General features: G+C 38.7%; 7 protein-coding genes. 5 read left to right on the forward strand and 2 right to left on the reverse strand.

All coding sequences use genetic code 11. The features are described from left to right. The 5 genes from WKF69_RS15905 to WKF69_RS15925 form a co-directional block, all read left to right on the forward strand. Nucleotides 1-1,064, forward strand: a 1,064-nt coding sequence (locus WKF69_RS15905; RefSeq protein ID WP_340383114.1) for a deoxyribodipyrimidine photo-lyase, incomplete at its 5' end; no start/stop codon positions are given. A 246-nt stretch (nucleotides 1,065-1,310) separates the two neighbouring features. Continuing rightward, complete coding sequence (gyrA, locus tag WKF69_RS15910) at nucleotides 1,311-3,896, forward strand: DNA gyrase subunit A (protein ID WP_340383115.1); 2,586 nt, start codon at nucleotides 1,311-1,313, stop codon at nucleotides 3,894-3,896. Between the two features lie 6 nt (nucleotides 3,897-3,902). Beyond that, nucleotides 3,903-5,009: a hypothetical protein gene (locus WKF69_RS15915; protein WP_340383116.1), complete on the forward strand. Its 1,107-nt coding sequence runs from the start codon at nucleotides 3,903-3,905 to the stop codon at nucleotides 5,007-5,009. Between the two features lie 6 nt (nucleotides 5,010-5,015). After that, nucleotides 5,016-6,191 carry a tetratricopeptide repeat protein gene (locus WKF69_RS15920; protein WP_340383117.1) on the forward strand — a complete coding sequence of 392 codons (1,176 nt, stop codon included), beginning with the start codon at nucleotides 5,016-5,018 and terminating at the stop codon, nucleotides 6,189-6,191. A gap of 348 nt (nucleotides 6,192-6,539) precedes the next feature. Continuing rightward, entirely contained in the window at nucleotides 6,540-6,740 is a 201-nt protein-coding gene (locus WKF69_RS15925) for a cold shock domain-containing protein (protein WP_079701265.1), read from the forward strand. A gap of 62 nt (nucleotides 6,741-6,802) precedes the next feature. Here the strand turns inward: WKF69_RS15925 and WKF69_RS15930 are convergent, their stop codons facing one another. Together WKF69_RS15930 and WKF69_RS15935 are read right to left on the reverse strand one after the other, a co-directional pair. Then, nucleotides 6,803-8,149 carry a PhoH family protein gene (locus WKF69_RS15930; protein WP_340383118.1) on the reverse strand — a complete coding sequence of 449 codons (1,347 nt, stop codon included), beginning with the start codon at nucleotides 8,147-8,149 and terminating at the stop codon, nucleotides 6,803-6,805. 599 nt (nucleotides 8,150-8,748) lie between these two features. Further along, on the reverse strand, nucleotides 8,749-8,877 hold the full coding sequence (locus WKF69_RS15935) for a hypothetical protein (protein WP_340383119.1): 129 nt from the start codon (nucleotides 8,875-8,877) through the stop codon (nucleotides 8,749-8,751). Nucleotides 8,878-9,855: the final 978 nt, after the last annotated feature.

A 9,855-nucleotide genomic window follows, 5' to 3' on the forward strand; every position in this document is an offset into this window, starting at 1 on the left:
TTCCTGAAAATGTTTTTACTCAATTAATAAAGGAATATAAAATTGAAAAAGTTTACACCAATCATGATTACGAGCCATATGCTATTGATCGCGATCTCAACATTCAAAAGTTTGCACAGACTTGCGGAACCAAATTTCATTCGTTCAAAGACCAGGTTATTTTTGAAAGATCCGAAATATTGAAATTAGATGGTTCACCTTATACAGTTTTCACACCATACTCAAAAAGATGGAGACAGCTATATAATGAATTAAAACCGGTAGCATTTCCAAGTGAAAAGTATCTTTCGAACTTGCTCAAAATATCCAAAAATAAGATCCCTTCTTTAAAAGAGATGGGTTTCAACCATATCGCTCCAGGCTTATTAGCTTTAAACATTAACGAGGAAACAATAGCTAATTATCATCAAACACGCAACCTTCCGGCTATGAATGGCACAAGTCAAACCAGCCCTTATCTTCGTTTTGGAACCATAAGTATCCGTCAGTTGGTTGCTATCGCGTGTAAGTGGAATGAAACCTGGCTTAATGAGCTCATATGGCGGGAATTCTTCATGATGATACTTTATCATTTTCCTCATGTTGTCAGCGAGAGCTTCAAAAAGAAATACGATAAGATTCCGTGGAGGAATAATGAGACCGAATTCGATTTGTGGTGCAAAGGTGAAACCGGTTATCCGATCGTGGATGCAGGAATGCGTCAGCTGAATGAAACTGGATGGATGCACAATAGAGTGCGTATGATCGTCGCAGGTTTTCTAACAAAACATTTGCTGATCGACTGGCGCTGGGGCGAAGCTTATTTCGCTCAAAAGTTGCTTGATTACGAGCTATCTTCCAATAACGGGAACTGGCAATGGGCAGCAGGAAGTGGTTGCGATTCGGCGCCATATTTTAGAATATTTAACCCCACCTCTCAGACCTTAAAATTCGATCCAAAACTGACCTATATTAAAACGTGGATAAAGGATTTTAATAAATACCATCTCCCTCCGATGGTTGAGCACGAGTTTGCTCGTAAAAGGGCACTGGAGGTTTATAAAAGGGCTTTGAATGAAGACTAGTACTGGTTACTGACGAGGCAATTATCGCAAACCAGGAGCTCTTTTTTTATGCCAAAAAAAGTCCGTAATCATTTGATACAACACCTTTAAAATTACATCCTTTCTACCTGCCGAATATTTTCGTATTCAGGGCATAAAGACCATGAATTTTGCTAACTTCGCAAGGCTTAAAAAGGGGAGTTTTGACCATCCGTTAAAAAGCCTCAAATTAATTTCAAAGACATCAAAATCAGAATTTGATAAAACATGGCTGAAGATACAGAAAACGATAATTTAGCGCCGCAGAACGATAGAATAATCCCGATCAATATAGAAGAGGAAATGAAGTCAGCTTACATCGATTATTCGATGTCGGTAATTGTTTCCCGCGCCCTTCCTGATGTACGCGATGGGCTCAAACCTGTACACCGCAGGGTTCTTTACGGTATGCTTGACCTTGGTGTGACAAGCAGTAAGGCTCATAAAAAGTCGGCTCGTATTGTCGGTGACGTTTTGGGTAAGTACCACCCGCACGGAGATTCTTCAGTTTACTTTGCCATGGTTCGGATGGCCCAGGAGTGGAGTTTACGTTACCCGATGGTTGACGGGCAAGGCAACTTTGGGTCTGTGGATGGGGACTCTCCAGCTGCAATGCGTTATACAGAAGCACGTCTAAAGAAGATTGCTGAAGAAATGCTTGCAGATATCAATAAAGATACTGTTGATTTTCAGCTGAATTTCGATGATACTCTTGAGGAACCAACGGTTCTTCCCTCACGTATCCCTAACCTGCTTGTTAATGGAGCTTCAGGTATCGCTGTAGGTATGGCTACCAATATGCCGCCGCACAATTTAACTGAAGTCGTAAATGCCACTATATCTTACATCGAAAACAATGAGGTGACGATTGCTGATCTTATGCAGCACGTTAAGGCACCGGATTTTCCCACTGGTGGCATCATTTACGGATACTCTGGCGTACAGGAAGCCTTTGAAACAGGGCGTGGCCGTATCGTCATGCGTGCCAAAGCTGAAATTGAAGTACATAAAGGCGACCGCGAGCGGATCATCGTAAATGAGATCCCATATCAGGTTAATAAAGCTAACATGATTGAGCAAACTGCCGGTCTTGTTAACGATAAGAAACTCGAAGGGATTAGTGAGATAAGAGATGAGTCGGACAGAGATGGGATGCGTATCGTATACGAGATAAAGCGGGACGCCAATGCCTCAATCGTATTAAACAATCTCTTTAAGTACACTGCTCTACAAACTTCATTTAGTGTCAATAATATTGCCCTGGTAAACGGGCGACCAATGCTGTTGAATCTTAAAGATATGATCAGGCACTTTGTTGATCACCGCCATGAAGTGGTTGTCCGCAGAACTAAATTTGATCTTGCCGAGGCAGAAAAACGTGCTCACATCCTTGAAGGATTGTTAATAGCCCTGGATCATCTTGATGAGGTCATTAAGCTGATCCGTGCTTCAAATAGCCCGGATGATGCAAGAATAGGCTTGATGGAAAGCTTCAGTCTTTCTGATATCCAAGCTCGCGCTATTCTTGATATGACTCTCCGCCGTTTAACCGGACTTGAAAGAGACAAAATCAAAGAAGAGTACGCAGAATTGATGAAGACAATCGAATATCTGAATCTAATTTTGGCTGATGAAGCCTTAAGAATGAAGATAATCACGGATGAGCTCCTTGAAATAAGAGAAAAATTCGGGGATGAACGCCGTACCTCAATCACCCATTCAGCAGATGATATGCGTATGGAAGATTTTATCGTTGATGAAGAAGTTGTTATTACAATCTCTCATGAAGGATATATCAAACGTACTCCACTGACGGAATATCGTAAGCAGGGCAGAGGGGGAAAAGGATCAATGGGGTCACAATCACGCGATAAAGATTTCATTGAACATATCCTGATTGCAACCAATCATAATTATATGCTCTTCTTCACTGAAACAGGAAAATGTTTCTGGCTGAGGGTTTTTGAGATCCCTGAAGGAACAAGAACAAGTAAAGGGCGTGCTATTCAGAATGTGATCAACATCCCTAAAGAAGAAAATATCAAGGCATATATAAAAGTTGTAAATCTTAAAGATCAGGATTACCTGGAAAACAACTTTATTATTATGTGTACCAAGAAAGGAACTATTAAGAAAACCTCTCTTGAAGCATATTCACGTCCACGGGCTAATGGCATCAATGCAATCAACATTAACGAAGGTGATCAGCTGCTTGAAGCTTGTTTGACAACTGGAGAAAGTGAAATTGTTATGGCGCTTCGCTCAGGAAGGGCTATTCGATTCAACGAATCTACTGTTCGTCCGATGGGCCGTACTGCGACTGGTGTACGCGGTATCACACTTGCTCATGCAAAAGACGAGGTTGTTGGCATGATCAGTATCAATAATTCAGAGGTTACAGTTCTTGTAGTTTCAGAAAACGGTTATGGTAAACGTACTGATATCGACGATTATCGCGTTACAAATAGGGGAGGTAAAGGAGTTAAAACCATTAACGTCACTGAAAAAACTGGTGAACTCGTTGCTATAAAGGATGTTACAGATAATGATGATCTGATGATCATTAACAAATCCGGCATTGTCATACGAATTGGTTTAAGTGATCTTCGTGTAATGGGTCGTGCTACTCAGGGCGTGAGATTGATTACTTTCAAAGGAGATGACTCGATTGCTTCAATCACAAAGGTTGAGCATGAAGAAGAATCTGACGAAGATGTAGAAAGCGCGGACGGTGAATCGGCAGAAAATGGAAATGATGCATCTGAATCTCAGAGCAACACTCCAGAAGAGCCAGGCACTACGGAAACTGAATAACAAACAATGAAGGGAATATTTATATTTCTCTTATCTAATATGCTGCTGTTTATTGCACCCTTGCAGGCTCAAACCCTGATTACCAGGGATGCGATGAACAGCTTTGCAAAATATTCTGCTTCTAAGGATATCAAGGACCTCGAAGCTGCCCGAAAACTCATCGATAACGGTTTTAAAACCAGGTTGGACTCGAATGCGTTTAAAAATAATCTGATTCGAAGCTTAGTTTACTCCACTCTGGCTCGTGCCGATTCTAACCTAAAACAAAAATACGCTAAGGATCCGGTGGAAGTCGCTAAACACTCCCTTAAATTTATAAAGTTAGCTAAATCTGCCTCTGACGCCGATCAGGAAATAGACTATATTAATGGTCAGCTCAAGCGAACTTATTTATATAGGGCGAATACATCGTTTAGAGAGCGGCGATTTAATGAGGCCTTAAAGTACTTTACTTTTCTTGATTCTCTTGATAAAAACAATTTTTCAATAACACATAATCTCGCTTTACTGAATCAGGAATTAGGAAATTATGAAGGAGCTGCATTTTACTATGTAAAGCTCATCTCGCAAAAGCCAAAACCGGAATATTATCTTGTTTTAGCTAACTTGTATGAATCAAAGGGTGAAGAAAATGCTGCAGTTAAAACGTTGAAGGCTGGGAGTGAAGCTTTTCCGGATAATCGTGACCTGGTATTCAAGCTGATAAATATCCTGGTAAATCGTAACGATTATGTTGAAATAGCTAAATTTATAGACAGAGCTTTGAAATTAGATGAATTCAATATCAATTTAAACTATCTTGCTGGCTTTTCTAACGAAATGACGGGTAATACTTTAAGAGCTGAAGAGTATTACAAAGCTGTGTTAAATATAAACCCTGATAATTATGAAGGTAATTTTGCGTTAGGGTTACTGTATTTAAATTTGTACCTGAAAGACACAACCCAGAATAGCATGATGTATGTTTCAAAATATTATTTGTCAAAAGCAAACGAAATTGATCCTAATGAGTTAAAGTCATTGACATCCTTGTCTATATTATATAAGCATACCGGCGATAAGAATGAACTTCAAAGAATTAACAATAAAATAAACCAACTCAAATTAAATTAGAATAACATGAAAATTAAATCTTTCATTTTAGCGGCTGTTTTCACAGCTTCCTCTGTGATAGTATATGCACAAAAGGGGGAAGTAGCAAGTGCTAAAAAAGGCTATGACACCTATGTCCAATTAAAGGACGCAAACTCCATGACTCTTGCGCTTCCTAATTTGAAAACCGCAAAAACAGCAGTAGACAAGGCAGTAATGAACGAAAAAACAGCATCAGATCCAACAGCATGGACTTACAAAGCATTAATTTATGGAGAAATGGCATTAATGGACTCGGTTCCAGCAACATCTAAGCCTCTTATCACGGAATCTCAAAGTGCTTATAAAAAAGCACTTGAGTTAGATAAAGATGGCGTTAACAAAGCGAACCTGGATCACGTAAATGGAGCTATATTTAGTCAATATGCGCTAAACCAGGGAGTAAAAGCATATCAAACCAACAATTTTGCTGATGCATATACTGCATTTACCAATGCATTGGTCCACCGCCCGGGTGATACAACTATCACATATTACGCTGGCCTTTCAGCCATTAATTCTAAAAACTACGACGCTGGGATCAAGAATTACGAGGAGTTAGTTAAAACCAACTTCTCATCAAACAACCAGATATATCTTGATCTATCGCGTCTGTACTCAATGAAGGGTGATACTGCTAATGCTATACGTATCGCTGGTGAAGGAGCCCTAAAATATAAGGACGCCGCTTTAGCTACTCAGGAGATTGAGTTAAGCTTGATGTCAGGTAAACAAAAGGAAGTAATAACTAAGATTGCTGCTCAGGCTCAACGAGATCCTAAAAATAAGCTATATCCATATTACCTGGGGATAGCTTACAGCACCGTGGGTGATCCTGTGAAAGCAGAAGAATCTTATTTACAGGCTATTGCTATAGATCCGTCTTTTGCGGATGCAAATATTAACATTGGTGGTGTTATGCTTAATAAAGGTATTGCTCTTTACAATGAAACTAACAAGCTTCCTCCATCACAACAAAAGGAATACGAGGCTGGTATGAAAAAAGCGTCTGCTGAATTCGACAAAGCGTTTCCGTATTTGAAAAAAGCATCAGAGCTTGATCCTAAATCCAGAATTGCTCTTGAAAATCTTAAAACATATTATCTCGTTAAAAAAGATAATGCTAAAGTCGAAGAGTTAACTAAGAAGATCGAAGCTCTATAACAGACATGATTTATCGAATAGAAGCCCGGGTATATACACCCGGGCTTTTTTATTATGAACAAATTGCTTCAACTGTTATAAAGAGGGTGGTATTACAAAATTCAATTTAACATAATATTAATTATGATACAAAATAGACTACGCGTGTATGATGTAGACATAGATGCATAGCATTTTTACGCTCGGTAATCAATTTACATAGATGCGTTAACTCATAGATTGAAATTATCTTTAGGATACGTTCAGTAGAACAGCTCTAAATTTGCTTACGGGCATACTCTAATATAAAAATTAGGAATGAAATGTATTTTCTGTACCTTTGTTCTTATTATATTAATAAATAACACAATGCAAAAAGAAGGTACAGTAAAGTTTTTTAATGAAACTAAAGGATTCGGGTTCATCGTACCCGCAGAGTCAGGTGAAGAGGACGTTTTTGTTCACTCATCAGGTCTAATTGATCAAATTCGTGAAAACGATAAAGTTCAATACGAAGTTGAGCGTGGCAAAAAAGGCCTTAACGCAGTTAATGTGAAAGTTGTTTACTAAATCAACATATCATTGAACAAAAAAGCCCCGTAATTTAGGGGCTTTTTTTATGCTTTGTTTTTTTATAGTAAATCATTTGCCAGATTAGCCAGTTCACTTCTTTCACCTTTTTGCAGGGTTATATGAGCATACAAGGGATGATTCTTAGCCTTATCAATCAAATAAGATAAACCATTACTTTCTGCATCCAGATATGGAGTATCGATCTGGTAAATATCTCCGGTAAAGACTATCTTAGTATCCTCTCCAGCTCTGGAAATTATCGTTTTGATCTCATGGGGTGTTAAATTCTGGGCTTCATCCACAATAAAGAATATTTTCGTTAGGGTGCGGCCCCTTATAAACGCCAAAGGTGCGACAGAAATTTTTTCCGTTAGAACAAGTTCATCGATCTTTGCCTGAGCTTTGTCATCGTCGCTTAGTTGGTCCTTTATAAACTTAAGGTTATCCCATATCGGTGCCATATATGGATCTATTTTAGATTTAATATCTCCCGGTAGAAAACCTATGTCCTTATTACTCAACGGCACTATTGGCCTGGTAACAAATATCTGCCGGTAATTTTTTCTTTGCTCCAGTGCGCTTGCTAAAGCCAGCAAAGTTTTGCCGGTGCCGGCGTTTCCCTGGATGGTCACCAGCTTAATATCAGGGTTCATCAACGCGTGGATGGCGAAAGCCTGCTCCGGATTTTTTGGCTCGATATTATAAACGGACTGGTGCGGAATATATTCAAGCTCAAACTTCTTAGGGTTATAGTACGCAGAAACCATTTTGTTCTTACTACTGAGTGTGAAAAAATGATTGTCGTGAATTATACTTACCCCTGTTTTCTCTATAGGAAGAGTTTTTTTACTGACGAGCTCATCTAATATCTTATTGGTAAGCTTACTTATAACGGTCTTACCAGTGTAAAGCTCCTCTACATTTTTTACTTTGCCTGTCTCATAATCTTCAGCAAAAAGATTGAGCGATTTTGCCTTAAGCCTTAAACAAATATCCTTTGAAACCAGCGTAATTCTTTTAGCTGGATATTTTTCCTGAAGGCTGAGTGCTGCATTTAGGATCCGATGATCAAATTTACCTTCGCCAAAGATTTTTTCGGCATCAGTTTTTGTTGGGATATCATCCATTACCACCTTAAAGCAGCCTCTCCCCTTCCCTTTTAAAGGAATCCATTCATTTAAGAGGGAACTTTTAGATATGGTATCCATCAACCGGATAAAGCTCCTGGCCTCATAATTACGGGTGTCGTTTCCTGCTTTAAAATTATCAAGCTCTTCAAGTACCTGAATTGGAATCGCTACATCGTGTTCCTGAAAATTTTGAAATGCGTCGTGATCGTAGAGAATAACTGACGTATCCAGAACAAATATCTTACCCGGTGCTGCTGTAGAATTATCTTTTCCCATTTAATCAAAAATAAGAAAATCGGGATAAGGTTTGCGGGGAAATGGAATTTGTATAAAAAGAAAAACGGAAACCTTACTCTTGCGATTGGGATTTCCGTTTTAACTTTTTCGCAACCTTAGTTGCTCAAAGTATTAATTCTTCTTTACTTTGCCTGGTTCGTTCCCGCCGGTCTTTTCAAACCTTTAGTATCCGTTGACCTTTACTTTCTCATCGCAACCGTTCCATAGAATGTTTGCAACATAGGTAATGCCTGTCCTTTGGAGCTTTTCCTGTCATCCTTTATCTCACGATGCTGGTCTGAATTAAAGCTTAAATTATCCAAAATCTGATGAAGCCCGAGAGCTTCGGATTTTTATGGATATTGTTTCAGGCTGTCAAAGTACGTCCGTTTTAATAATACTAATATAGGGGTCGGATGGCACTTGTCAAGTAAAAAATGATTGAAATTAACCACAACATTATTAACGACTTTACCGAAGTTATCAACTTTTTTAAAATTACTAAATGGTTGATAATCAAACTATTAAAGACAATGTTACAAGGTTATTAACATTATTTTTCAAGAAAACTATTAACATTATAGATACAGGCGACGATCCTAAGAGCTTACTTTTGCGTCATTAAAATGATTTGTTCTATTTCTGGAAAGCAGTACTTGTGGTTCTTTGGTAGCGCCAGTCCGGTGCTCTGCTTCCTGCCGGCCGGCAGGCGGGTAGTTTTTTGCCATGGAATGATCAATTAATACAAGATTCCCGGTGGCAAAAAAGCTAGCGCTGCCGCCCCGGTTTATTTCAATTAAGACAGCAGGGTTTTTCGGGTCAGACAGTTTGCACAGCTTAATAGGGAAAGTTAATTAAGGAAAAGCCTGCCTGGAAGAAATAATTTGCCAGACACCAAAAGCGAAAAACGGAAACCATCCTCTTGCGATTCCGGTTTCCGTTTTAACTTTTTTCACAACCTTAGTTGATCAAAAGCATAAGCTTTCTGATAATTAACTGGTTCGTAGAGTCACTGTTCTTTCAAACAAGATTCTCGTGGCCCTTTATCTCCATATTGCATTCAGTCTTTAGAAAGTTTGCAATTTTCAATAACGTCTGTCATTTCGACCCTGATCTTTTCGAATAAATCTTGCGATCTGCTCTGAATCAAGTTTAAATAATCCCGGATCTGGTGAAACCCGAAGGCTTCGGATCTTTTGGGACTTTATTTCAGACTGTCAATGTACCTCGTTCTTATTAATACTAAGGTATGCTATAAGCAGACCTGTGTCAAGACAAAAGTGATACTTTTTATAAACAGGTTATTCACACAATGTCCGGGCTTATGAACATTCCGTTAGATTCTATAACCCTGATAAAAAGGTCTTTATGTAAAACTAGTCTTAGGTCGCCAACAATCTCCCATTTATATCTTATCCACATTTCCCGGAAAAATCATTGAAATGATCATACCCAATTATGCGCGCTAACAAAGATTAATTAATGTAGTAAAAATTTTTATCTCCGAAATCCCTTCTTGATACCTTATACTAAATACTCGATACTTCCTACTAGGAACAGTTTTTGCTTCTATTGGCGAAACAAACACATGGAAAAAATATACACAGCAGTTGTCACTGCAAAAGGAGGTCGCAATGGACACATAAAGTCCTTGACTCGTCCTTAATTAGGTTGACAGTTTTTATAAAGATAAATACATTTATTGT

This window comes from Daejeonella sp., assembly GCF_037719425.1.
Taxonomy (GTDB): domain Bacteria; phylum Bacteroidota; class Bacteroidia; order Sphingobacteriales; family Sphingobacteriaceae; genus Daejeonella.